The following is a 24588-nucleotide window of genomic DNA, read 5'->3' as shown; positions in this document are numbered from 1 at the left end:
ACATGATAAAAGCACCCTGAACGTTAGATGTTAACTCTAGCGTTCAGGGTGCTGATGTTTATCATTTAGATTGTTTAGTTCCTTATCTGGTTAATCGAATTGGCTTAAATCAAATGATGTGCCCTTTTGTTTATCTGGTAATAGCAAGGCGACGACTAAGCCAAGAAGCGTTGGTAACAACCATCCCATTGAAACCGCGTGAAAAGGCAGTAGTTCCACTAAATGTGTTAAGGCGTCTTGGTGAACTTGGCTAGCTAAGACCTCAATAAAGGAGACTAAGGTCACTAAACCAATGGTCAGAGACATTCCTTTTTTAGATAAGGGAACCCATTTGTTCATCAAAATAATCAGTATCATCACGATAACAATTGGGTAAAGGAGAGTCAGCACTGGAATAGAAAAGGTAATTACAGCATTCAAACCTAAATTAGCAATCAAAAAGCCAACAAAGGTAAAAACACTAGCAAAAAACGTGTAGCTACCAAAACGGAAGCTTTTAGCAAAAAATTCAGAGACTGACACAATCAATCCAACCGTTGTGGTAAAGCAAGTCAGAGTGACCATAACACTTAAGAAGAAGCGGCCAAAGGAACCAAATAAATGGTAAGAAGCTTGTGACAGCACGTAAGCTCCCTTATTAATATTAGGATCAGCCAAGACATCTGCTGGGACAGGAAACTTATTTCCCAAAAAGCCCAGACCGATATACAAGATACTAAAAGCGACGCTGGTGACAATGCCTACTACCCAAATAGTCGAGAGGTATTCTTTTTTACTTTGAAATCCAAATTTCTTGAGGGTTTCTGTGGCCACCAAACAAAAGGCAACAGCCGCCAGGGCATCGAGAGTATTATAACCAGCAAGAATACCAGTACCAAAAGCTTTCCCTGCATACTCAACACTTGTTTTAGCACTATCGTTATGGCCATAAACAACAGCTCCTACTAGGACAAGTAATAAAATGAGCAGGGCAAATGCTGGTGTCAAGAGTTTACCTACACTATCTAAAATACCATTTGGTCGAATAGCAAGCAAATAGGCGGCCACAAAAAAACAAGCGGAAAAGAGCAATAAAGCGATAGGACTGTGCCCCACAATTGGGCTCAAACCAACTTCAAAAGAAACAGTTGCCGTTCTCGGAATAGCAAACAAGGGGCCGATAGTTAAATAAAGGATAACAAGGAATGTGAGCGAAAACCAGGGACTAAACTTTTGAGCCATTTCTGTCTTGTAGCCACCATTCGTCACGGTACCTAAAAGCAAGGTCAAAATAGCTAAGCCAACACCTGATAAACAAAATCCTAGAATAGCTGGCCAAAAGTCTTGACCTGATGCCACTCCCAAAGCTGGTGGAAAAATGAGATTCCCTGCTCCGAAAAAAATACCAAATAAGAGTAATCCTGTTAAAAAGCCTTTTTTTACCATAGGCGACCACTTATGCTAATCCCCTGACTAGCATCCTTTCCATAAATTATACCCTTTCAAATGAGTGTAGCAATCCTAATGACCAGGTATTAACGCTCTTCATTTGAATAGTTGGTTTTTATTATAACAAAATTTAGAAGAAATACCATAGTTTTTCAAAATTTTCTAACTATTTCGACAGTTGTTCGTTTAAGGATAATCAGTGAGAATAACTTCTGTTCTAATGCGATTTTAAAAAGGCTAAAAGGAGCTGAGATCGCTCTCAAACTCCTTTACTTACTTTTCAATGCAACTCCTCTAAATCATGCAACTTTGACACTCATTGATTGTGTCTGTAAGTCCATTTTTATCTACACTATCCAACTGGCTATCCTCGTCGTATTGTTCACTGCCTGCTAAAACTTCTTGTCTCACTCGAACATAGTAAATCGAAGCGCATTTTAGTTTAAAAGCTTGAATATAAGAACGGTTAAGATCACGTGTGGTAGCCTGATCAGTCATAAATAAAGTCAATGAAATAGCTTGATCCACATGTTTTTGAGCTGCTGCTACAATCTTAATAATGGGTTCTGGACCCATTTCATAGGCCCCACGTTCATAATAAGCATAATTTTCTTGATTAATCTGATAAGCCGGGACATAAATTCTACCTAAATTCCCCTCTTTACGCACTTCAACAGGAGCAACAACTGGCTGTAAACTTGGAGTGCAAGAAGATAAGTAACTGATTGACCCTGTCGGAGCGACGGCCAATAAATGTGCATTGGCTAAGCCATAGGTTTGAATATCCCTTACCAATGCCTTCCAATCAGCAACAGTTGGTAATTGGAAGCCATAACTTTTTAACAAGGCAGCAATCCGTTTTGTTTTAGGTTTGGCATCTTCTATCACATACTGCTTAAAGTAAGAACCATCGGCATAGGTCGACCGTTCAAAATCTGCAAAAGCCCCCTTTTCTTTAGCCAATTGACAAGAGGCTTTAAAAGCGTGATAGGCCATAGTATGGAAAAACAAATCTGTAAAGTCAACAGCTTCTTCTGAATCATAGTAAAGATGATTAGTTGCCAAAAAGCCATGTAAATTCATTGCTCCTAGACCAACAGCGTGATTAGCTGCATTGCCTTTTTCAATAGAAGGGGCGCAAGACAAATCAGAAGCTCTTGATACTTGATCTAAAGCTCTGATACTTGTCGTGATTAGCTGGCTAAAATGTTTGGCATCAGTCATGGCTTCAGCGATATTGATTGACCCCAGATTACAACAAATGTCTTCTCCAATGTCTTTGAAGCTCAGATCATCGTTGTAGGTACTTTCTGTACTCACTTGAGCAATTTCAGAACATAAGTTTGACATGACAATCCGTCCTTTTTGAGCATGAGGATTACGCTGATTGACTGTATCATCAAACAAGAGGTAAGGGTATCCAGACTCAAAATGCAATTCTGCAATCAATTGGAAAAGTTTTCTAGCGCTGATATAGGTCTTTTTAATGGCTGGATTGGCTAGCAGTTTGTTATATTCCTCTGTGATGGAAATGTCTGACATGTCCTTACCATAAACGCGTTTAATATCGTATGGCGAAAAGAGGGCCATTGCTTTGTTTTCTTTTGCCAATTGAAAGGTAATATCTGGAATAACTAACCCTAAGGCTAGTGACTTGATACGAATTTTCTCATCGGCATTTTCTCTTTTAGTATCCAAAAAGGTAAGAACTTCTGGGTGATGGGCATGTAGGTAAACGGCACCTGCACCTTGACGCTGTCCTAATTGGTTGGCGTAGGAAAAGGAATCTTCTAATAATTTCATGACAGGAACGATACCCGTTGCCTGATTTTCAATTCCTTTTATTGGTGCCCCAATTTCTCGAAGGTTGGTCAAGCATAAGGCCACCCCTCCTCCTCTCTTAGACAGTTGAAGACTGGTCCCTATTGCCCGTGAAATGGATTCCATATTATCTTCAATACGCAGCAGATAGCAAGAGATATATTCTCCCCGTCGTTTTTTACCAGCATTTAAAAAAGTTGGTGTTGCTGGTTGAAATCGCCTGTGTAACATGTCCTTTATCAAGTTAAATAGTAACGTTTGATCCCCATTTGCTAAAAAGAGAGCATTCATGACCACACGGTCTTCAACTGTTTCTAGATAATACTTGCCATCTAAAGTTTTTAAGGCATAAGATTGGTAAAATTTCATGGCTCCCATCAAGTTTAAAAAACGATAGTCTTGTTGGTAGGCATATTGAAAGGCTTCCTTGATAACGTCATCAGGATAGAGATCAAAGATAGCTTGCTCATAATAACCTTCCTTAATGAGATAAGCTAGTTTCTCTTCTAAAGATGGAAACATCATTAGATTGGGAGAAATCTGTTCGTCTAGGTAGCGCTCAACAGCAATGGCATCGCTATCAAAATGGTAGCTTCCGTCTGTTTTTTTAAAGCGGGTTAAGGCATTGAATGAGAGGTATGACTCATTGGGGTGTGACATGAGGTTGTCCTTTCTGTATTGTATTCATCGGTCTGTTTTTAAGTTTCGGGTGTTTCTGATGTCGATAGCGGGCAAAGATCGCCTGTACCTTTTTGACATCTGTAGTGGTCCCTAATAGCTCAAATTGGTGTAAAAGAGGCACCTGTAATTTTTGAGAAATGATAGGTCCTGCAATGGCAAAGGTATCTCCAAAATTGGTATTTCCAGAAGAAATCACTCCCTTACAATGCTTACGATTAGTAGGGTTATTGAGAAAATGAATGACCTGTTTAGGCACTGCTCCTTTAGCATCTGAACCGCCCGCAGCATAGGTTGGTACAATCAGTAGGTAGTCAACACCTACCTCAACTGGGCTATCATCTATCGAGATACGTTGGGCGGGCAACCCTAATTTTTGCACGAAGCGATGGGTGTTATTGGACTTAGATGAAAAATAAACAATAATCAGCTCTGCCATCCCTTAAAACTCCCAATCGTCATCGGTGGTTTCTTCTGTTATGCCCATGACATAAGAAGAACCATTCCCTGAGAAAAAGTCATGATTTTCATCTGCACGCGCGGATAGCTGGGCAAAAACTTCTGGTGAAACGCGTGTTTCTTCTTCTGTAAATGGCGACTCGTATCCCAAATTTTGAAGAAACTTTCCAGCGTTATAGAGGCTGAAACGAATAGCGTCTTCTGCCAAGTCAAAACCATCGTACAATTCTTTTAAATAAGCTTTTTCAAGATCAATCAACTCATAGAGCAAGTCAAACACAAAGGTCTTCATCTCAGCCTGTTTTTCTGGACTAAGACCTGCTACTTTTTGTTGGTATTTATAGCCACTGTAATAATTGTGAATCACCTTATCCCGCAAAATGAGGCGAATGATATCAGAGGTGTTTGACATTTTCCCGCGAGCTGATAAGTAAAAAGGAAGGTAAAAGCCGCCGTACAATAAGAAACCTGGCATCATAGCTGCTGCCACTTTTGACTTCAACGGATCATTGCCAGTATAGTAGGGGATTAAGACACGCGCTCGTTCTTGTAGACTTTGAGTGGAAACCACCCATTCATGAGCTTCTTCAATTTGTTCGCTGCTGCAAAGAGTCGAAAAAATTGTCCCGTAAGACCGTGCGTGAATGGCAACCATAAAGGCAAAATTCGTGTAGATGACTTGCTCATGGTCTGTTTGTGAATGCTGAATTTGTGCCACATCTCCAACAGTTGCTTGCACCGTATCTAGCAGCGTTAAGCCAGTATAAGTTCTGGTGATTAATTGCTGCCAGTCCTCACCTAGAGACCGCCAAGAGGTTAGGTCATTAGAAACAGGGACTTTTTCAGGTAACCAAAAATTCTGGGTGACACGGTTCCAAACCTCCAAATCCTTGTCGTCATTGAGGTGATTCCAGTTAACCGAACGCAACTGCTTTTTGGTCTTAGATAAGGCGTAATCAATTGGCGATTGAGATCGCTCATAGTAATGTTGAGTCATTCGTCTCCTTCAAGGCTTATATTTTCACAAGAGTAACTAGTGCCATTAAGCCTAAGATGTCACTAGATGAGAGAAAGAACGTCACTGAGTTTTAAGTAGCACAAAAAGACTTGCAGTTAAGCAGCGCTTTTCTATTGGTAAATGTTAGGTGCTTGAACATTCCTATTTAGAATGTTATCAACTGTCTTATTGAACAACCATCACTGTTCGTTTTTTCTCGAAAATTAAGTATACTTAATTTTTTTATAAAACCATGATACCACAAGATATAGTGCTTTGCAATATTTTTGTGACAATATATAGTAGCACAACTTCTCCAACACCGTCATACTGTAGTTGTAAAGCTTATGCAAAAAATAACAAACAAACGAACAGAATCATTTTTTAAGGGACAAAAGGTAATTCTAGAGTGACAAAACGAAGGTTTTTATATGTCTGTATGTATGCAAGACAAAAAGGCCGGGACAATTGTCCACGACCTTTTTCATGTTTTGTAATGCTTAAAATAGTTTCAGTTAGCAACTTCTGGAATTTAACCAATCACACTTCCATTTGCGACAGATGGATCAACGGTTAAAACCGTTAGCTGATCCCCATGCTCTGCTGATAGAATCATCCCTTGACTGATGTATTTTTTCATCATTTTACGAGGTTTGAGATTAGCAACAATTTGTAGTTTTTTGCCAACTAATTCTTGTTCGTTGGGATAGAATTTGGCAATACCTGACAAGATTTGACGGTCTTCCCCATCCCCTGCATCTAATCTAAAACGAAGCAATTTATCGGAACCTTCCACTTTTGATACTTCCTTGACTTCTGCCACACGAATTTCCACAGCATCGAAGGTTTCAAATGTGATGTCGTCTTTTTCAGATTTGAGCTCGACATCTTCAGGTATCCATTCTTTTTCTTGGGAAATAGCTGAGCTACTACCCATTTGAGCTTTGATATAGTCGATTTCAGCTTCCATGTCAAGACGTGGGAAAATCGGTGTCCCTTTGGCAACAACCTTTGTATTGTCAGGGAAATCTGCTAAAGCAAGAACTGACAAATCAGAAACAGGTTCCAAACCAAGTTGTGCCATGATAGCAGCTGATGTTTCAATCATAAATGGTTGAATCAAATGAGCAACCACACGCAAGCTGGCTGCCAAGTGTGCCATGACACTGGCCAATTGAGCTTTGTCTCCATCTTCTTTAGCTAGCACCCAAGGAGCTGTCTCATCAATGTATTTGTTGGTACGAGCAATGATAGTCCAAATGGCTTCTAAGGCGCGTGGGTAATCCACCGCTTCCATGTACTTATGATAGTCGGCCAACTGAGCATCGATCAACTGACTTAACTCAGTATCAAAGGCAGTCCCGTTGTCAACGTAAGCTGGCACCGTGCCATCAAAATACTTGTTGATCATCGCAACGGTACGATTCAATAAATTACCAAGATCGTTGGCCAATTCATAGTTAATACGACCCACATAATCTTCAGGGGTAAAGGTACCGTCTGAACCAACCGGCAAGGAACGCATGAGGTAATAACGAAGAGGATCAAGTCCAAATCGCTCAACTAACATTTCTGGGTAAACCACATTGCCTTTTGATTTAGACATTTTACCGTCTTTCATAACAAACCAACCATGGGCAATTAAGCGTTCGGGCATCGGTAGATCAAGCATCATCAACAAGATTGGCCAGTAGATACTGTGGAAGCGCAAGATATCTTTTCCAACCATGTGGAAAACCGTTCCATTCCAGAATTTGTCAAAGTTAGCATGGTCCGTTTGACCATAACCAAGGGCTGTCGTATAGTTTAGGAGGGCATCAATCCACACATAAACCACGTGTTTTGGATTTGATGGAACAGGTACACCCCAAGTGAAGGTAGTGCGACTGACTGCTAGATCTTCTAGACCTGGCTCAATAAAGTTTTTCAACATTTCATTCATACGACCATCTGGTTGGATAAAGTCAGGTTGCTCTTTAAAGAAAGCTACGAGACGGTCAGCGTACTTGCTAAGGCGTAGGAAGTAAGATTCTTCTGATACCCACTCTACTTGGTGACCAGAAGGAGCAATCCCTCCAATAACCTTACCGTCTTCATCTCTAAAAACTTCTTCTAGTTGGCTTTCAGTGAAGAATTCTTCATCAGAGACAGAATACCAACCAGAGTATTCACCAAGGTAAATGTCATCTTGCGCCAGTAATTTTTCAAAAACAGCAGCAACGACTTCTTCGTGGTAATCGTCAGTTGTCCGGATAAATTTATCATAAGAAATATCTAGCAATTGCCAAAGGTCTTTGACATCCTTTGCCATGTTATCAACATAAGTTTGAGGGCTAATACCTGCTTCTGCTGCCTTGGTTTGAATCTTTTGCCCATGTTCATCAAGTCCTGTGAGATAGAAGACTTCATGTCCCATCAGGCGCTTGTAGCGTGCCAAAACATCACAGGCAATGGTGGTATAGGCAGAACCGATGTGTAGTTTACCAGATGGGTAGTAGATGGGTGTCGTAATGTAAAATGGTTTTTTCATCATAGTTTCCTTTCAAAATCATACTCAAATGAAAGTAGGATTGAGATATATCGTATCAGACCTCGTGGTTTTCTGTTGAAACACCGTTTATCAAGGCAAATGAAACCTTCTTTATCAGTCTCCTGTTAAGAAAAGGTTAGCTGAAAACAAACAGCCATTAATGGTTTATTATACCATATTTTAGAGATGAGCAAAACCTACCTTTCTAAGGAAAAACTGTTATCTCTTCAAAGATAGAGGCTTTAAATCAATTGATGTGACTTCGGCTTAAGCTCTTTTAATGGGTTTGATTTTCGTTTGAATATGGTAGAATTCCTGAGCCAATAAATAATTGACATACAGCAGCGGAATCAAGATAGGTGTGAGAGCATATTCATCATAAGTTAAGGACAAGATGGTGGAGCAAACCACTCCGCAGGCAAAGGCTAAAATCACAATCAAGGTGTTGCGGCCAATATGGGTAATCTCTTGATTCTTTTCATAAAGTCCCTTGGTTAATAAATAGGCGGCATTTTTGATGTTTCCTGTCATCATGACATTAGCATAGCTAGCCCCTCGTAAGGTCTTAAAGGTGTCCACTTGAATAGAAGCAAAAAAAGCCAAGGCTGCCACCGTAAAATTGGAAGGGAGAAAAGGCGTGAATAAGGCTGTTCCAAAAGCAATCCCTGTTAAGATAAAGCTTGATAATAAGTACCAGTGCAGTCCTTTTTGCTTTGCCCAGCGGTGCATGAAGTAGGTAAAAGACTGTCCAAGCATAAAAACGAGCATGGGAAGTAAAAATTGTAGTGCCTCTTCCAGTTGCTTTTCTGACAAACGGATAGCAAAAGATAACAGATTCCCTGTTTGCACACCGGCAAAGCGTTTGCCTTGGGTCATATAGGTGAAGGCATTGACATAGCCACTGATAAAACAGAGCATCATGGCACATCGCAACCCCTCATAAACTTGATATTTTTTTCGTTTCTTTCTCGACATAATTACCCTTTTAATCCCCTTTTCTAACCTCACATTGCAAAAGAAAAAATACTGAAGAACAGTATTTTGCTCGCTTTAAGGAGAGTTTACTACCTTTCTCGGTAAGCACATCACTAGTAGTCAATTCTTAACAAAGGTGATGACCCTCCAAATGATAGGCTTAGTATAGCACATAAAGCCTGTTAAATCAATCCTCTCAGCTACTTCCTCAGCAGCTTTACTTCCCTATTCTGACATCAAAAAAGCAAGTTTGTCACTTGCTTTTTTGATTGTCTCTCCTATTATTGCTGGTCATTTGGTTCCACTATGGTAAATCCTTTAAGAAAATGATCATCTATCAATTCTGCTTCGAAGTGATCGCCAACTTTTAAGAAGGGTAAAAGATCTGTCGTCTCACTACTTGCTTTGACTTTATACACATTGCCATCAGAAGCAAGGTAATAAACGGTTGTTCCTGAAATGATTTGGCTGGCTAATTGTTCAACCTGTCCCGAAACCATCTTAGCTTTTTTATGAGAAACAGTGGCTGAGGACAAGGAACTGGTATCACGATCCGTAAACTGAGCGATGAGGGTCTGAATGTTATTATTGACGGTAACTTGCTGGTAATCTTCAGCATCTACAAGGGCATAGGACTTAACGAGACCTGCTGCGTCTTTTAATGAAATCAAATAATAGGCTTTGTCATTCAGTTTAACAAGCGTCGGTGCAGTTGCCGAATAGTTTTTCTCTTGCACTTCTCCTTCTGCAGATTTCATGGCAGAGCGTTCAGTGGCCGAGGCCAACTTGTAATTGGTAATTTCTCTTGTCCGCATATTAACCAAGATAAAGCCAAGATTTGACGAATCGGCCGTTGCTGATGTAATACCTGTGTAGAGGTAAATGTCAGAACCAATGGTGATGTAATTGTAACTATCAGTCGTTTGTTTGACGCCTGTTTGACTAAAGACGGTATTCCAGTAGCCATTTTGATAGGTGTAATGGTCATTAACCCTTTCCAACACATTCTCAGAAGAGTAAACACGGTCTACCCATCTAGGTACTGATTTCAAGTTATAGTATTTAGATTTCCCACTAACAGCATCCAATAAGATGACTCCTGTTGGGTCTTGTGAGGATAAGCCAAATTTTGGTGCATAAGTTGTTGCGACATAATAAGGATTGCCGTTATCGTCTACCTCAAAAGATGGATCAGCAAAAATGGTCATTGGGTATTGGAAACGCAAATGCCTCATGGTGTCACGCAAGAGATATTCTGAATGAGAATACTTCATGGCCTTGTTTAATTTGACTAGCTCTGCTTTACCTGTAGTCTGATTAACCTTGACATAGTAATCAATTCCCTCTTGACGGTTGGTCACCCATTTCCAAAAAGACTTGTATTCCAGAGGTGAGACGCGGTAAGGGCGCTTACCGATAGTGATCTGACGGTATTCGTCTGAAATACCAAACTGAGAAACTTTATCAATGGTTCCTAAATAAGTATCGCCAATTTTTTCGGCAGAATCACGGTCCAATAAAGCTAGCGCTGATAAATCCGTTTCTGGAAAATCCTTGTTGAAGTCGGCGTTTTTAACCTCAATAACCTGGGCATAAGACTTGGCACGAAAGAGTTTTGTGTTAACCACTGTAATCAATGAGAGAATCCCTACAAGCGTTACAATGACTAAGGTCAGCCACTTCACCAAACCCGTTAAGGAATGCTTGGAAAAACTGCCCGTGACATCTTTACGACCAAGCCCTTGTTTAAAGGAACGGGTTACCGTCGTTGTCATGTCAAAGGCTGATAGGATAACCAAAGTGATTAATAATAGAATCAGACCAAAAATCACAAAAGACCAGAAAGCTAAACTCCATATATTTAAAGCTGGCAAGTAAATCCAGTAACATGCTGCTAGCAAGAGGAAGTCTAGCCCAAATAATATCAGCGATAGCCTTTTTTTCATCATAATAATCTCCTAACCAAATGAAACTCTTAATCTAAAAGCTTTTCTTTATTGTATTTTATCATATTTCACCTTAAAAAATGTTAAGAAACCTTAAAAATCAAAGAGGGAATGGCCTTTTACCACTCCCTCTTCAACTTTTCTTCGTCTGTTAGATACTTGCCTTCAATTTAAACAAAAGTACTAGTTTTTTTAGTTTTAAACCTTCAGAAATGTTAATCCATTTTTTTACGGCTAAATAGAGCGGCTAAGCTAATCAGTAAGAAGCCAAGTATACTCCATTTCACCAGTGCCTTATCACCTGTTGTTGGTAATTGAACTGCCGCTTCTGACTTTTTCTGATTTTGTGAAGTGCTTACCACCGTCGGTACCGCAGAACTCTCTGTGTTCGTCTCAACTGAGGTAAGTCCCTGTTGATGATTATCTGAGACAAGCAACTGCTCACTTGCATCCTTCACTAGGCGTAAGGCTAACTCATGAACTTCATTTTGTTTAGCCTGCACCCTTGTCTCTCCCTCAATACGATAGCCTTTTGGCAGGGTTACCACAAGTTGATAACTGCCATCTCTAACTGTTTTTCCATAAGCCTTTGGAACATATAGAGATTGGTTGAGAGGAATCAAGTGGCCTTGAAGCGTTTTAAGACTAACCTGACTGCCTTCTGGTAACAAGCGATCAAAATGAACCGTCACTTGAGAAGAATCCATTTTTGCCATCGCAAAGGCAATGTGTTGGAAAGGGTTATGTTCCGTTAAGGTAAAGCTAACTACCTTGTCAGATTGCAGCTCAATAAGATTAGTGTCATAAGTCAACAGTTCAACCGTATATTGTCCAAATGGTAATATCAGGCTGTTAGATGAGTGGTTGAAATAATCCAAAGTCTCAATCGGTTTACCAGTTGCATCGCGGACAAGATAGGTAAAGCTAATTGGGTGTTTTCCTTCTAGAACATTCACATCTAGCGCCAAACTTAAGACTCCTCTTTCTTGACCCACCGCTCTTAGGTTGGGTAATGTCGTAAAGGCAACATTACCAGCCTTATCTTCCACAAGGTAATAATAATCTCCTGGAGACACGCCCTCTACTGTTGGAATGGTGTAAGAGCCGTCTTCATTTTGAGGAATCAGAACCTTGTTATCAGTAACGGAAACAGAATGTTGGGACTCGACGACATCAAATAGTCGACCATTTTTCTTAGTGAGATAAAACACCTCGACACGAGCAATCCCTGAGCTACTAATCGCCTGTGGCTGCCCTGGAGTGAAGAACTCAACGTCATCATCCTTACGGAAACTCCCTTGCGTCAGGATTGGTTTGTTATGATTCACTGATACTTTGAAGACCTTCTCCTGCGCGTGATTATTGGCATCATGATAGGTGATAACGTATTGGTAACTGCCAGATAGAACTTTCTCACCTCCAGCAGTGATCCCACGCCAAGCAGTACTTTCAATATCTGATAGGTCTGCACCTGGTTGACTGAACCAAATAGGCGTTAAACGTTGTTGATCTTCTGCAGCAAAAACCGTGACCTGTAAGTTATTATAGGTCTTGTTTGGCAATCCTTTGAAAGCTACAAAGTCTTTATTAGCATCGTCATTTGGTGAAATAAAGAAGTCTTGATCTAGTGTCACCAATTGACTGTGAGGACGATTGCGGTGGCTGACGGCTAGCTGAGCTTGGTTGGTAACCAATCCGGTATCAGTTGCTACCATGTCAAGATTATCCTCGTAACCAACTTTTTTCTGATAATTGCCATCTGTCAGTGTCAGATGCACCAAGTCATTGCCGATAGTTTTTGGTAAATGGTCCCCTAATTTAGCAATGGCAATGTTACCTGCAAAGTCTTCCACCATATAATAAAAGTTACCTAGTTCTGCCTTATCAAGCGGCTAGATGAAACCACTATCTGCTTGATGAGCCACAAATTGTTTATTGTCTGCTACAGAAACATATTTGTAACCATTGTTAATGCTAATAGTGTAAGGTTTGTTATCTTTAGTTTCCAAGTAAAAGACACTATCTCTTAGAACACCAGACGGACCAAGATCTTCTATGGCCGCTGGACTGAATTGATTGGTTCTTGGATCAAATGTTACCTGATTTAAAAGAGGTTTTTGACGATCTAAAATTAACTCAAACGTCATTTCCTGACGTTTGGCACCGACCACATCTGGGTAATAAGATACCACATAATGGTAATGACCATCCGGTAAATCAGCACCTGTTGAAGATTTGCCAGAAAATTCTGTTTGGTGAAATCGCTAAGACAGGCTGTCCTTGATTGTTTCGACCTAAGATGAATTTACCATCTTGATTTCTAAATGTCCCAAGAGTATGCAAGCCATTATCTGAGATAGTCGCTGTCGAGACATTAGTATCTGTTCCTAATGTCACTAAGCCGGTGAAATGTTTACCAACATAAATATCATCTTTAGGACCTGACTCATCAAAATAAAAGCCTTTTTCTCCTTTAGCTTTTAGCTGGTAAATTGATTCTTCGACGACCGCAAGGTTTTCAAACTCGCCTTTAAATCCTACAAAAGGAATCGTAACCCGGTTGTTTTGTTGATTGTTACTATCCACAAAACGCACAAATCCTTCTAAATAATAACCGTTTGGCATTTGCTGACTTAGCTCTTCTGTGAAAGCTGACGCATCCAGAGTGATAGTGATTGTTTTTTGACCATTGGCAGGAACTTCAATGATTTCACCCAGATAGGTTTTTAGCAAGCGAGAGGTCAGGGTAAATCGCCCTTCTTCAGGATTGACTTTATCTGTTAACAACTCTGTCTCATAGCGCAAGCTTTTAGCTTCTTGAGATAAATTATGAACAGTTACCTCAAATGAAAAATTATCTGTGACATTCCCCAAAGAGATGCTGCCGTAGTTGTCTTTTCCTGTTACATAAAGGCCACTGCTTACCGCCGCCTCAAGATTCAGTAAGCCAGCTCCTTGCTGACGTGGGGATGTTGTGACATTTGTCACTGGATTCACATGGACCTGAGCATTACTCATCATGATGTTTTTAACCAAATCTGCTACTTGGTCTTTTGGCAGATCAGGCTTAATTTGCTCAAGATATTGTTTAATCAATAGGCTAGCTCCTGCAATTTGAGGAGCAGCCATACTGGTTCCCGTTTGGCTACCATAGTGATTATCATTGTAAGATGAGTAAATATCCCCACCGGGTGCTGTTACATCAGGTTTCAAATAGCCATCCAAAGTCAGTCCCCAATTTGAAAAATGGTTCATCTCATTGCCCTTTTGACTAGGAGCTTTTGATAGGCTGCTATCAAACATTAAACTTCCTGTCCCATTCCCATTTAGGGTTGACATAGCCTTACCAAATTCATGAGATATAAAGGCAAGTGGAAGCACCATCCCATGAGGATTTAAACGTATCAAACGATTAGCCTGACCTGGGACATTGTTAAACATGACAACACCTACGGCGCCATGGGCTTTGGCTTGTGCAATCATGTCATCATAGGTTTTCTCTGGATCACGTTCAATTAAAACGATTTTATCTTTAATATCCTTAGCTGTGTAACCCGCTTCTGTTAATTGCTCAATATACACAAACGGATAGGACAAGTCATAACCAAGGCTGTTTTTTGATATCTTTAAAATCAACAGATTCTGCATAAATCGCTTTACCATTGTTAAGATTAGCACGATCCTGTAACCCTTCAACGGTCATTAAGCGTTCAATGACCCATTTGTTATTAATGGCCGCTACAGACATTGGCGGACGACCTGTCGACGGTGAGCCCACTAAGCCATAATCAGGATTAGTCACAAACGGATCATCGTGATCAGAACCAAACACGCGCTCATTTCCTGCCGCAACTACCACAGATACGCCTGCTTGTTTTGCCTTTTCAAGAGCCTCCATAAGAGCTCGGTTACCACTAAGTTGGGAACCATTGGCAGATCCTAGGCTAAGGTTAATGGCGTCAGCTCCTAAAGCCACTGCGTCTTCAATGGCCTTAATAAAGAGAGAGTCCCCTGTTCCCATGACATCATTTGCAAAAACACGCATGAACATAACCTGTGCTTCTGGAGCAATTCCTAAAAAGCGCTCTCCAGTAGCTGCTGCTTCGATGCCATTTCCTGCGGCAATCCCCGTAACGTGCATGCCATGTGATTCGTATTTGGTGTCATCATCTATTTCTGGCCAGTCAATCTCAAGTGATCCCTGAATATCCTCTATCTTAATAACCGTTTCTTTTGGAGGCTCAACCGCTTGTGGACGATAATGTTTGGATGACTTAACCTTTTGAACATCGACCTTTATATCAAGGCCTTCCAACTCTTCCTCTCCAAACAAATCAAACTTAACTTCTTTGACCTTGTCATTATTTTCCACATAATTATGAGCAAAGATCACTTTATCAGTTAACCACACCCCATACTGGATGCCAGCTGCTTTTTTACGCTCTTCCATAGCTGCTTTGGAAGTTACTTTTGCCGTGGACACATCGGTTAAGCGCATAGCTTGATGATTAGCATCAATGCCAGTATCAATAATCGCGATCACCTTGCCTTGACCTTTGAATCCTCTATCCCAGGCTCCTTTTGTCTTAACCCAGTCATGAACATCCCTATTGACTGGAGGCAACTCCGAGGTCTGATGAGGGTCTGTTGCCTCACCACCCTTATCGGTTTCAGTACCTTCTTGGGCAGCTAATTCTATTGGTGGTTGAGCACCTTTACCAACTTCAACTCCAACCTCCCCTGCCATGTCTGAATCCTTTATTGTAGGCACGGGTAAAACCGGAGACTCTTTAGCCTGATGCTCTTGCGCTGGCAACTGAGTGACACTTCCGTTAGCCGTTAGGCTGGTAGTTGCTACCTCCTCTGCTGATACGCTACTTGTTGCAAGGAATAACAGACTTCCAATTAAAACTGAAACCGTCCCTAATTTGTATTTTCGAAGGGAAAAACGTTGTTTCTTCTCCACTTAATTTACTCCTAAATTGGACTAAAATGAAGCTATTTTTAAATTAATTAATAACTCATTTTATATTAATAACATTTGAGTATTTAACCATATTTTTCCAATAAAATCAATCCCAAATAGTAATAATGTAAGAAGTTTTGCTTTTTAATATTTTAATACAAAGAAAAGTCACAGCGATAAGTCAAACACAAAAAACCTTTGCCCCCCTATTTCAGGGTAACAAAGGTTATTCCTTTTTTGCTAATCTATTGCTTAGTCTAAGCGAAGGGCATTCTGATCGAACGGAATAGAAGAATCGTATGGATTGTGACGTAAAGTGAAGTTTCTGATATCTTCAACAGTTTGAGTTCCAGCAAGCTGCATAACCATCTTCAATTCATCATTTAATTTTTCGAAGACTTGGCGTGTGCCGATGCTTCCACCCATTGCTAAACCATAGATAACTGGACGACCAAGAGCGACAAGATCTGCTCCTGAAGCAATCGCTTTAAAGATATGTTGACCACGACGAACACCAGAGTCAAAGACAATTGGAACACGCTTATCAACAGTTTCTGCTACTTCTTGTAAAGAGTCAAAGGCAGCTGGTCCACCATCTAACTGTCGGCCACCATGGTTAGTTACCCAAATACCAGAAGCTCCAGCATCCAAGGCACGCAAGGTATCTTCGGCACATTGAGGACCTTTCACATACACTGGTAACCCTGAATATTGGGCAATGTATTCCACATCTTTTGGAGAGAGGGCTTGTTTAGCTGATTTGTAAACATAGTCCATCGTCTTACCAGCTCCATCAGGAAGGTATTCTTGAACAATCGGCATACCAACTGGGAAGACAAAACCATTACGTTTATCAACTTCTCGGTTTCCTCCAACTGTCGCATCCACCGTTAAAACAATTGATTTAACCCCTTGTTCTTTTAGACGATCCATAATGTGGCGGTTAATGCCGTCGTCTTTACTATAATAGAATTGGAACCAATGAGGCGCTCCGTTTAGAGCAGTTGTGATTTCAGGCAAATCAGTGGTTGAGTATGAACTGGTTGTATAAATCGTTCCAAACTCACTCACACCTTTAGCTGAAGCTACCTCTCCTTGTTCATTAGCTAATTTATGAGCAGCTACTGGTGCCATAATAATTGGAGAACTTAAACGGTCACCATCAAATGTAATTTCCGTGCTTGGGTTATCCACACCTTTCAAACCATGAGGGACAATTAATTTGTGGTTAAAAGAACGAATATTTTCGTGGAGGGTAAAGGTATCACCAGCACCACTTGCAATATATCCAAAGGCTCCTTTAGGGATGACCTGCTGAGCCATCTTTTCTAAATCGAAAACATTAATAAAATCAACGTTTCCTTCAGCGCTACTCGTTTTAAAATCCATAACGAAGTCAGTAGTTTCTTCTGTAACGACTGTTTTTTGTACCATTTATATTCTCCTGTGTTGTTAAATTATTTGTGAGCGCTTACAAATTATACCTAAATTATATTAGATTGATTTGTAGCTGTCAAAGTATATGCTCACACATCTTTTATTTTTTAATGTCTTCTTCAGTTCTATCTTTTCTATCTATAGATAACCTAATGCTTTACCCATAATAAAGACAACCAAGCAAGTGAGTAGGATGTAGAGGAAACAGAATTTCATGACCTCTTTCAACAAGCGTCCTTCTTGACCCTCTAACCCAATTGCGACCGCAGCAACCGCGATACTTTGTGGTGAAATCATTTTACCAGCGGTAGCACCGGACATATTAGCCGCTGCTAACCAGTAAGGATTCATGTTAAGATTACTTGCTGCTTTGACTTGTAATTCTCCAAATAAGACATTGGCAGACGTATCACTTCCTGTGATGAATGTTCCCAATGAACCAATGATTGGTGCGATAAAAGGATAAAAACCACCTGTCACTGCTACTAAACTAACAGCGATTGTTCCAATCATTCCACTATAACTCATCACCTTAGAAAGGGCAACAATGGAAGCCACCGTTACCATCGTTTTAGTCAGTTGTTTGATGCTTTTCGCGAGAATCTGACCAATTTGACCAATACTCATGCCTTGACCTAATCCTGCCAAAACAGTCGCTAAGATAATCATGGTTCCCGGTGAGGTTAGCCAATTAATCGTATAGGGCTTAGCATGATCGCCTGTATAAATGGAAAAAGTAGTCGATACTTTTGACAATAATTGATTAATAGCAGGGAATAAAGACGAGGTCAACATGATAAAGATGAAAACAAGAAGAAAAGGTAGGGATGCCATAGCACCCTCTTTTAAGGATACTGGCTCAGCAGTTTCTGAGCTAACATTTCCTTTTTCTTTGAGTTTAACAAATAAAACAGTTACCAAAATACAAAGGAGTGATCCAATAATAGATGGTAACTCAGCTCCCAAATAGTGAGAAATAACGATTTGTGGTAAGGCAAAGGAAAGTCCAGAAGCTAAGGTTAACCCAAAAATTCCTTTAAACGAACGATCTCCCTCTCCTGCTAGAGAAACAAGGACAAAAGGAATAGCAACGATTAACAGAAATAGCTGGATAGAAACAATAACAGAGAGTTGTTTAACTTCTAGCCCTGTTACTTGAGCTAAGGTCGTTACAGGCAATCCAATAGCTCCAAAAGCTGTTGGTGTTGTATTTGCGATTAAACAAATCAAGGCTGCTCTTAAAGGTTTCATGCCTAAGGCCACTAAAATACTAGCCGGAATGGCAACTGCTGTACCAAAGCCTGCAATGGCTTCAAGAAATCCTCCAAATCCCCAAGCAAGGATAAGCACTAAGATGCGCCTATCGTTTGAAATACTTGTCAGTAATTGCTTGATCACGGACATACCACCTGAAGCCGTTGTGAGATTGTAGGTAAAGACCGCTGCTACAATAATATAGACAATCGGCCAAAATCCCATCATGGCGCCTTCTAATGCAGCAGTCAGACTATCAGTGACCTTAAAATCAAAAGCAAAGATACTGGTTACAATGGTAATCACTAGTCCTATCAAACAGGCCAAATCGCCGCGAATCCGAAAAACGGCCAGGGACAGAATCAGCCAAGCAATAGGAATGATTGCAAATAATGTTTGAATCATGGTTATCAAAGGACCTCTCTATAACTAAAATATAAAAGTAATGTTATCGTAATTTGTTAGCGCTTACAAATTCTCTTTTATTTTAATAAACCTTAGTCTTTCCGTCAACTCTAATGCTCACACCATTTAGTGATTTCAAAGTGAGATATTCCTCTAACCCTGCTGTTATCAGATTCTTAGCTTTCAAATTATTTTTTTCACAATTTTAGAATCACTCGACTCTTTTTCTTTTCCGACATAAAAACACGCTAGTTATGACTAACGTGTGTGTCTTTTACTTGTTGGTCACATATTTACCGTTAGAGAACTACTTTTTCTCAGCTCGGTTCAATAAGTAAGAATAAACAATAGGAACGACCAGCATAGCACCTAAGACTACCATAACAGCACTCTGAACATCAGCCTTGAAATAGCTGAGAGCAAAGAGAAAGCTACCACCAACAAGCCATATACGTCCAGCAAAGCGATGGGTTTTGGCCCAGTTATCCTCATCTGCTAAGGTCCAAGGAAGGCGAATACCCATGATAGGATTTTGCTTAAGATAGAGTAGGAGAAACCCCAATACTATCAAAAGACAGGCAAGTCCTGCTATTGGATTGAATAGATTACGGTTGATAAAACCAGCCGAGGTTAATAGAATACCTGTCTGAACCACCAGACACAAACTAGGCAACAGCCAATAGATGAGGTATAAAGCAGCACCTTTCTGGGTAATTATGGGTTTCTTAGTTCCAATAAATAAGGTGATGAGATGGATTCCTAGTATGATAAGCGGTAAAGCCATAATACCTTCCAACTTACTTGAAAAGCCATCTGCCTGCCCTGTTAGGTCAAAGTGAGTTGGGATTTTCTCAGGAAGGTACTGCCACAGTATTAGACCAAGAATAATGGGACTTAGCGTGACAAGACTGCTTAGCACTGTTAGTTTTTTTGATAACATTATTCTCAAACCTCCTTGAACATGGGAGCAACATCCTCTACTTCTTCTTTTTCAACTTATCACTATTATAGCACTTTTGGATACAAAAACACCTTCTTTAATGACAGCTGAATTTCTCCTAGAATAGAGCACAATAGTCTTTGCTATTTCCTTTTATCATAGCACTTTCAACCCTAAGGAAACACTATTTTCATTTTTTGAAAATAATGATCCAGGCTCCAAAGGTCGCTGCTCGCTTATTTTTTTGTTACAATAAAAGTAAGATTATCTGTTAGAAAGAGAAACCTAATGAAACTTATCTCATGGAACATCGATTCCTTAAATGCTGCCCTCACAGGAGAATCTCCTCGTGCCCTTCTATCACGCGCTGTTTTAGACACTTTAGTCGCTCAAGATGCGGATATTATTGCCATTCAAGAAACCAAATTATCTGCTAAGGGCCCTACCAAGAAACATGTTGAGACCCTGCTTAGTTATTTTCCCGACTATTTGCATGTTTGGCGTTCTTCAGTAGAGCCTGCTCGAAAAGGCTACGCAGGAACTATGTTCCTTTACAAAAACACGCTAAACCCTGTTATTACTTTTCCAGAAATTGGTGCCCCAACCACAATGGATGCCGAAGGCCGTATGATTACTCTAGAATTTGAAGACTTTTTTGTCACACAGGTTTACACTCCTAATGCCGGCGATGGCCTTAGACGTTTAGAAGACCGTCAAATTTGGGACCAAAAATACGCTGATTACTTGGTTGAACTTGATGCTCAAAAGCCTGTTTTGGCTACGGGAGATTACAACGTTGCCCACAAAGAAATTGATTTGGCAAATCCAGGCAGCAATCGTCGTTCACCAGGTTTTACCGACGAAGAGCGTCAAGGCTTTACTAACCTATTGGCAAGAGGCTTTACAGATACCTTCCGTCACTTGCACGGAGATATTCCTAATGTTTATACCTGGTGGGCACAACGTAGCAAAACCAGCAAAATCAACAATACCGGTTGGAGAATTGACTATTGGTTAACGTCAAACCGACTTGTGGATAAGATTAACCGCTCTGAGATGATTTCTTCTGGGGAACGCCAAGACCATACGCCAATCCTCTTGGATATTGACTTATAATGTCCAAGTAGCCTGACAACTCGACTAAAGAAAAAGAAGGGAACCCTTCTTTTTTTATGTCTCAATAGCATATACATCCCATTTCGAATACTTTTAAATTGCTCTTTAACAATAGGAAAGGTATAATTATTTATCACTAAATATTAATAATGGAGAGAGAAATGATTACAAAATCAACAACAATGCTTTATGTCGCAGATACAGAGGCCGCTCTACAATTTTGGTCTGAGCAAGTGGGCTTTGTCTTAGTTGACCAAGCGCAACAAGAAAGGACTTCCTCCTATGAGATTGCCCCAAATAAGGAATCAGCTATAAGCTTTGGCCTACACAACAAGGAAATCGTGACTGCTGCTAATCCTGGTATGGATCTAGGTTTTCCATCTCTTTTATTTGAAACGGATCATCTTCAGGCAGAATACGAACGTCTAACGGCCGCTGGTGTCGCAACCAATCCTATTATGGAATGCCAAGGCATGATTCATTTCACCTTCTCTGATAATGAAGGTCACTACATCGCTGTTCGTCAATCAACATCACCTAAAGGAGCTTAGTATGGTTACTGCCATTAATGTTTATCTCGTTACTGATGGTAACGGTCAAGAGGCTGTCGCATTCTACCAAGAGGTTTTTCAAGCAAAAGTAGTTAATCTATTCTTGTGGAAAGATGGTGTTCCTGATTGCCCGAAAACTCATGAACATCTTATCCTCAACGCTCAACTAGATATTGATGGTATTCGTTTGGATCTCTCAGATGAAAATCCTGATGTTGGTTATCAAGCTGGTGTCAATATGACAGCTTCTATTATGGTAGATAGCATCGAAGAAGCCCAGCGTATTTACGACAAGTTAATCACCAATGCTAAGGCAATCAACCTTCCCCTCCAAGAAACTTTCTGGAGCCCTGCCTATGCTAATATTACCGACCAATTTGGAATGATGTGGCAATTAAATACCGAATTAAAAGCAGAACATTAAAAAAGAGACAATCCTCCTTCTTTAAGAGGTGTCTCTTTTTTATACTCGTTTTAGGAGAGGTTCAAGTTTTGATATGGCTTGCGATAGCCAACTTGTAAGACGTTACCGTCCTTAATCAGAATAGGCCGTTTAATCAACATACCATCTGTGGCTAAAAGTTCAGCAGCTTCGTCAAGGCTAAGATGGTCTATCTTATCTTTAAGTCCCAAGTCACGATAGCTGTTACCACTGGTATTAAAGAAATTCTTGATGGTATAGCCAGATGTTTCCATCCAATGTTTGAGGTCCTGAGCTTTGGGTGGATTAGCTTTGATATCAATGACTTCAAAGTCACTAACCAGTTGCTTTAGTTCAGCCATGGCTCTTTGACAGGTACTACATTTTGGGTATTGGTAGATGGTAATCATTTTTTCTCCTTTGTTATCAGTAATCTTTCATGCTTGAGTAACCAAGCTTTTTTATCTAGGCCGCCGGCATAACCTCTAAGCTGTCCATCTGCTGCTATCACACGATGGCAGGGAATAAAGAGACTTAGGGGATTACGACCAATAGCTGCGCCAACAGCTTGGGCTGATTGACAGGCAACTTGTGTTGCGAGTTGTCCATAGGTGATCGTTTCTCCATAGGGAATCTGGCGTAAGGTTTCCCAAACGTTCTGTTGAAAAGGGGTCCCTTTAGGAACTAGATTAATGGAGATAGCAGTTGGATTTCCTTCAAAATAAGTATCTAACCAACTGGCAGCCGCTTGCAAGATAGCGTTGGTTCCTCTTTGAGGGAGGCGGTCAAGACCCGCTTGGAAATAAGCCTGTCCTAAAAACCAAGCCCCCAACAAAGCGTGGTCTGTTGCCACTAAAGATATCTTTCCTAATGGACTATCATAATAAGATTCTGTTAAGGTCATGGGTTAAGTATGCTTTCTTATTCTATAATGACTGGCAAAGAGAGAAGACAAATTAGGGCATTATAAGCCATAGCGGCTGTCTTCGTCTATCTCCTGATAGTCAGCTTGTTCGTGACTCTCTTTAATTTTTTGATAGGCCAAGCGAACCCCGTCCAAGGGCACTTTACCACAATAGACATAGCCTAATTTGGTCAAGAGGTGCTGCATGACATTGTTCTTTTCATGGGTATCACAACGAAAATCCTTTTGGTCAAAGCGTTCGATTAAGCCCTGTAAAAAAGTTTGGGCAACACCTTGACCTTGATGGTCTTTCAATACCGCAATGCGATGAAAGGTCACATAATCTTGATTTGGCGTTCTCCACTGGCCATCGTAAATAGCATTGTAAGCTTCTTCATTACCATAAATGGCTGCTGCGTAGGCTACAATCGTCCCCTCATCATTTAGAGCTACATAAGCGTGACCTTTTAAAATATCATCAATCATCACCTCTTCATTGGGGTAGCCATTTTGCCACTGGTCACTCCCATAAGCAGCAATCACCGCCTTAGCATCTTCAATTACGGTCATCACTTGAGCCACTTCATTTGGAAAGGCTAGTCTAATTTCCATTGTTACTCCTCTTTTCATGATTTGGTTACTGATATTTCGCTTCAAATGCTGCCATCATCTCAATCAAGGCTAGTACACCTTCTTTGGAAAAAGCGTTGTACAGACTCGCTCGCATGCCTCCCACACTGCTATGCCCCTGTAACCCATAGAGACCCCGTGCCTCCGCTTCTTGAATAAACAAGGCATCCAAAGCCGGATTTGGGCAAGTAAAGGGGACGTTAACCATGGAGCGTTGATCGGCATAGCGAACAGGGTTATGGTAAAACCTTGACTGATCTAGGTAGTCATAAAGAAGCTGTGCTTTTTCCTGGTTACGCTTTGCCATTTTTGCCACACCTCCCATCCCTTTCAGCCAGTCAAGAACCAAGGAAAGAACGTAAATGCTAAAGGTTGGTGGGGTATTGTAAAGAGAATGTGCTTCTGCTTGAACACGGTAGTCCCACATGCTTGATAAGGTGGGTTCCTGATTCAAAAAATCTTCATCAATAATAACCACTGTCACCCCTGCTGGACCCATATTTTTCTGGGCGCTAGCATAAATCATAGCAAAGTCTTCTACCTGGTAAGGATAGGTCAAAATATTTGAGGACATGTCCGCCACTAAGGGAATGCCATTTGTTTGAGGCAAGTCGTAAAGGGCTGTGCCTTCAATGGTATTATTGGTGGTAATATGCACATAGGCAGCTTCAGCATCGAGAATTTTAGGGTCAAAGGTCGGGATATACTCAAAAGCGTCAGCTTCCGAACTGGCCAGTAAAATAGGCTTAACCTCAATCTCTCTAGCTAAAGTTAAGGCTTCTAAATAAGCTTTTTTCCCCCAGTGGCCTGCCACCTGGTAGTAAGCCGTTTTTCCTCTTGCTACATTTAAAGGTAGCATGCTAAACTGGGTAGAAGCCCCACCTTGTAAGAAGAGTACCCGGTAATTATCCGGAATAGCCATCAGTTCTCTCAGCAACTCTTCTGCTGTTTGGATAATATCTTCAAACCTCTGGGACCGATGAGACAATTCTAGTATGTTCGTCCCTCTTCCATCAATATCCAACAAGCTTGCTTGTGCTTGTTTCAAGACAGATCTTGGCAACACTGCTGGACCGGCAGAAAAATAATACTGGCTCATAGAGTACCTCCCTATAATACTAGTGAGTATA

Annotated in this window: 17 protein-coding genes and 1 pseudogene; 3 read left to right on the top strand and 15 right to left on the bottom strand. The window is 40.6% G+C overall.

Translation table 11 applies throughout. The features are described from left to right. Positions 1 to 90 precede the first annotated feature (90 nt). The 11 genes and pseudogenes from brnQ to FQT67_RS02375 all read right to left on the bottom strand — a co-directional run bounded on the left by brnQ (position 91) and on the right by FQT67_RS02375 (position 19836). The gene (gene brnQ, locus FQT67_RS02435) at positions 91 to 1425 is read right to left on the bottom strand and encodes a branched-chain amino acid transport system II carrier protein (RefSeq protein WP_003055639.1); all 1335 of its coding nucleotides are present in this window, start codon (positions 1423 to 1425) and stop codon (positions 91 to 93) included. 297 nt (positions 1426 to 1722) lie between these two features. After that, positions 1723 to 3909 carry a class 1b ribonucleoside-diphosphate reductase subunit alpha gene (gene nrdE / locus FQT67_RS02430; RefSeq protein WP_046176971.1) on the bottom strand — a complete coding sequence of 729 codons (2187 nt, stop codon included), beginning with the start codon at positions 3907 to 3909 and terminating at the stop codon, positions 1723 to 1725. Further along, positions 3893 to 4366 (bottom strand): class Ib ribonucleoside-diphosphate reductase assembly flavoprotein NrdI, encoded by a 474-nt coding sequence (gene nrdI, locus FQT67_RS02425; RefSeq protein ID WP_003055616.1) that lies wholly within the window; start codon positions 4364 to 4366, stop codon positions 3893 to 3895. The genes nrdE and nrdI overlap by 17 nt, the downstream gene beginning before the upstream one ends. Positions 4367 to 4369: 3 nt before the next feature. Then, entirely contained in the window at positions 4370 to 5383 is a 1014-nt protein-coding gene (gene nrdF, locus FQT67_RS02420) for a class 1b ribonucleoside-diphosphate reductase subunit beta (RefSeq protein WP_003055629.1), read from the bottom strand. Between the two features lie 532 nt (positions 5384 to 5915). Next, positions 5916 to 7913: a methionine--tRNA ligase gene (gene metG, locus FQT67_RS02415; protein WP_046176972.1), complete on the bottom strand. Its 1998-nt coding sequence runs from the start codon at positions 7911 to 7913 to the stop codon at positions 5916 to 5918. A 267-nt stretch (positions 7914 to 8180) separates the two neighbouring features. Further along, the gene (locus FQT67_RS02410; RefSeq protein WP_003061462.1) at positions 8181 to 8888 is read right to left on the bottom strand and encodes a YoaK family protein; all 708 of its coding nucleotides are present in this window, start codon (positions 8886 to 8888) and stop codon (positions 8181 to 8183) included. 281 nt (positions 8889 to 9169) lie between these two features. Next, on the bottom strand, positions 9170 to 10837 hold the full coding sequence (locus FQT67_RS02405) for a hypothetical protein (RefSeq protein WP_014612063.1): 1668 nt from the start codon (positions 10835 to 10837) through the stop codon (positions 9170 to 9172). A 212-nt stretch (positions 10838 to 11049) separates the two neighbouring features. Further along, positions 11050 to 15800, bottom strand: a pseudogene (locus tag FQT67_RS10710) (S8 family serine peptidase). Between the two features lie 252 nt (positions 15801 to 16052). Continuing rightward, positions 16053 to 17234, bottom strand: coding sequence for an L-lactate oxidase (gene lctO / locus FQT67_RS02385; protein WP_003055631.1), 1182 nt, complete (start codon positions 17232 to 17234; stop codon positions 16053 to 16055). A gap of 141 nt (positions 17235 to 17375) precedes the next feature. After that, positions 17376 to 18896, bottom strand: coding sequence for an L-lactate permease (locus tag FQT67_RS02380; protein ID WP_046176973.1), 1521 nt, complete (start codon positions 18894 to 18896; stop codon positions 17376 to 17378). Positions 18897 to 19203: 307 nt separating this feature from the next. Beyond that, on the bottom strand, positions 19204 to 19836 hold the full coding sequence (locus FQT67_RS02375) for an SdpI family protein (protein WP_046176974.1): 633 nt from the start codon (positions 19834 to 19836) through the stop codon (positions 19204 to 19206). Positions 19837 to 20124: 288 nt separating this feature from the next. Between FQT67_RS02375 and FQT67_RS02370 the strand changes: the two genes are divergently transcribed. From FQT67_RS02370 to FQT67_RS02360, 3 genes are all read left to right on the top strand, one after another. Then, positions 20125 to 20952, top strand: coding sequence for an exodeoxyribonuclease III (locus FQT67_RS02370; RefSeq protein ID WP_046176975.1), 828 nt, complete (start codon positions 20125 to 20127; stop codon positions 20950 to 20952). Between the two features lie 161 nt (positions 20953 to 21113). Further along, on the top strand, positions 21114 to 21503 hold the full coding sequence (locus FQT67_RS02365; RefSeq protein ID WP_046176976.1) for a VOC family protein: 390 nt from the start codon (positions 21114 to 21116) through the stop codon (positions 21501 to 21503). Position 21504: 1 nt separating this feature from the next. Beyond that, positions 21505 to 21927 (top strand): VOC family protein, encoded by a 423-nt coding sequence (locus FQT67_RS02360; RefSeq protein WP_046176977.1) that lies wholly within the window; start codon positions 21505 to 21507, stop codon positions 21925 to 21927. A gap of 50 nt (positions 21928 to 21977) precedes the next feature. Here FQT67_RS02360 and FQT67_RS02355 read toward each other — a convergent pair whose 3' ends face one another. The 4 genes from FQT67_RS02355 to serC are packed head-to-tail and all read right to left on the bottom strand — an operon-like array spanning position 21978 to position 24557. Next, positions 21978 to 22334, bottom strand: a complete 357-nt coding sequence (locus tag FQT67_RS02355; RefSeq protein ID WP_022554296.1) for an arsenate reductase family protein — start codon at positions 22332 to 22334, stop codon at positions 21978 to 21980. Further along, entirely contained in the window at positions 22331 to 22828 is a 498-nt protein-coding gene (locus FQT67_RS02350) for a methylated-DNA--[protein]-cysteine S-methyltransferase (RefSeq protein ID WP_003058665.1), read from the bottom strand. The genes FQT67_RS02355 and FQT67_RS02350 overlap by 4 nt, the downstream gene beginning before the upstream one ends. Before the next feature lie 60 nt (positions 22829 to 22888). Beyond that, entirely contained in the window at positions 22889 to 23440 is a 552-nt protein-coding gene (locus FQT67_RS02345) for a GNAT family N-acetyltransferase (protein ID WP_003061315.1), read from the bottom strand. Positions 23441 to 23465: 25 nt separating this feature from the next. Next, the gene (gene serC, locus FQT67_RS02340; RefSeq protein ID WP_003058674.1) at positions 23466 to 24557 is read right to left on the bottom strand and encodes a 3-phosphoserine/phosphohydroxythreonine transaminase; all 1092 of its coding nucleotides are present in this window, start codon (positions 24555 to 24557) and stop codon (positions 23466 to 23468) included. Positions 24558 to 24588: the final 31 nt, after the last annotated feature.

Source organism: Streptococcus sp. NCTC 11567 (genome assembly GCF_902141215.1).
Lineage (GTDB): Bacteria > Bacillota > Bacilli > Lactobacillales > Streptococcaceae > Streptococcus > Streptococcus dysgalactiae.
Note: the sequence above shows the minus strand (reverse complement) of the source record. Positions and strands in the feature narration are given on the sequence as shown.

Excerpts from the sequence above, each read along its gene's own strand:
- nrdF (WP_003055629.1), bottom strand. The coding sequence starts at position 5,383 with ATGACTCAACATTACTATGAGCGATCTCAATCGCCAATTGATTACGCC.
- serC (WP_003058674.1), bottom strand. The coding sequence starts at position 24,557 with ATGAGCCAGTATTATTTTTCTGCCGGTCCAGCAGTGTTGCCAAGATCT.
- FQT67_RS02380 (WP_046176973.1), bottom strand. The coding sequence starts at position 18,896 with ATGATTCAAACATTATTTGCAATCATTCCTATTGCTTGGCTGATTCTG.
- nrdI (WP_003055616.1), bottom strand. The coding sequence starts at position 4,366 with ATGGCAGAGCTGATTATTGTTTATTTTTCATCTAAGTCCAATAACACC.
- FQT67_RS02355 (WP_022554296.1), bottom strand. The coding sequence starts at position 22,334 with ATGATTACCATCTACCAATACCCAAAATGTAGTACCTGTCAAAGAGCC.
- lctO (WP_003055631.1), bottom strand. The coding sequence starts at position 17,234 with ATGGTACAAAAAACAGTCGTTACAGAAGAAACTACTGACTTCGTTATG.
- FQT67_RS02370 (WP_046176975.1), top strand. The coding sequence starts at position 20,125 with ATGAAACTTATCTCATGGAACATCGATTCCTTAAATGCTGCCCTCACA.
- nrdE (WP_046176971.1), bottom strand. The coding sequence starts at position 3,909 with ATGTCACACCCCAATGAGTCATACCTCTCATTCAATGCCTTAACCCGC.
- FQT67_RS02365 (WP_046176976.1), top strand. The coding sequence starts at position 21,114 with ATGATTACAAAATCAACAACAATGCTTTATGTCGCAGATACAGAGGCC.
- FQT67_RS02350 (WP_003058665.1), bottom strand. The coding sequence starts at position 22,828 with ATGACCTTAACAGAATCTTATTATGATAGTCCATTAGGAAAGATATCT.
- FQT67_RS02410 (WP_003061462.1), bottom strand. The coding sequence starts at position 8,888 with ATGTCGAGAAAGAAACGAAAAAAATATCAAGTTTATGAGGGGTTGCGA.
- FQT67_RS02345 (WP_003061315.1), bottom strand. The coding sequence starts at position 23,440 with ATGGAAATTAGACTAGCCTTTCCAAATGAAGTGGCTCAAGTGATGACC.
- FQT67_RS02375 (WP_046176974.1), bottom strand. The coding sequence starts at position 19,836 with ATGTTATCAAAAAAACTAACAGTGCTAAGCAGTCTTGTCACGCTAAGT.
- FQT67_RS02405 (WP_014612063.1), bottom strand. The coding sequence starts at position 10,837 with ATGATGAAAAAAAGGCTATCGCTGATATTATTTGGGCTAGACTTCCTC.
- metG (WP_046176972.1), bottom strand. The coding sequence starts at position 7,913 with ATGAAAAAACCATTTTACATTACGACACCCATCTACTACCCATCTGGT.
- FQT67_RS02360 (WP_046176977.1), top strand. The coding sequence starts at position 21,505 with ATGGTTACTGCCATTAATGTTTATCTCGTTACTGATGGTAACGGTCAA.
- brnQ (WP_003055639.1), bottom strand. The coding sequence starts at position 1,425 with ATGGTAAAAAAAGGCTTTTTAACAGGATTACTCTTATTTGGTATTTTT.